Origin of the sequence: Janthinobacterium sp. NKUCC06_STL (assembly GCF_019345455.1) — a bacterium.
GTDB classification, from domain to species: Bacteria; Pseudomonadota; Gammaproteobacteria; order Burkholderiales; family Burkholderiaceae_D; genus Janthinobacterium; species Janthinobacterium rivuli.
Genome location: NZ_JAHKQY010000031.1, coordinates 1 through 602 on the forward strand (window position 1 = coordinate 1; position 602 = coordinate 602).

General features: G+C 49.8%; 1 rRNA gene. It reads right to left on the minus strand.

Annotated elements, in window-relative coordinates:
• Window positions 1–602: ribosomal RNA gene (locus KO539_RS29850) — 23S ribosomal RNA — on the minus strand; the annotation flags it as partial.

Here is a 602-nt window from a genome sequence, read left to right on the forward strand (position 1 = left end):
CTCTCAAGCGCCTTAGAATACTCATCTCGCCCACCTGTGTCGGTTTGCGGTACGGTCTCGTATGACTGAAGCTTAGAGGCTTTTCTTGGAACCACTTCCGATTGCTTCGTGAATAAATTCACTCGTCTCAACCCCTTGAATTCCGTACCCGGATTTGCCTAAGTACCTTCTATGAGCCAAAAACCAACTATTCCAACAGTTGGACAACCTTCCGCGATCCGTCCCCCCATCGCATCATACGACGGTGCAGGAATATTAACCTGCTTCCCATCAGCTACGCATCTCTGCCTCGCCTTAGGGGCCGACTCACCCTGCTCCGATGAACGTTGAACAGGAAACCTTGGGCTTACGGCGTGGAGGCTTTTCACCCCCATTATCGCTACTCATGTCAGCATTCGCACTTCTGATACCTCCAGCATCCTTTACAAGACACCTTCGCAGGCTTACAGAACGCTCTCCTACCATATATATCTGTGATAAATCACAGAACAATATCCGCAGCTTCGGTGACTGGCTTAGCCCCGTTACATCTTCCGCGCAGGACGACTCGATCAGTGAGCTATTACGCTTTCTTTAAATGATGGCTGCTTCTAAGCCAACAT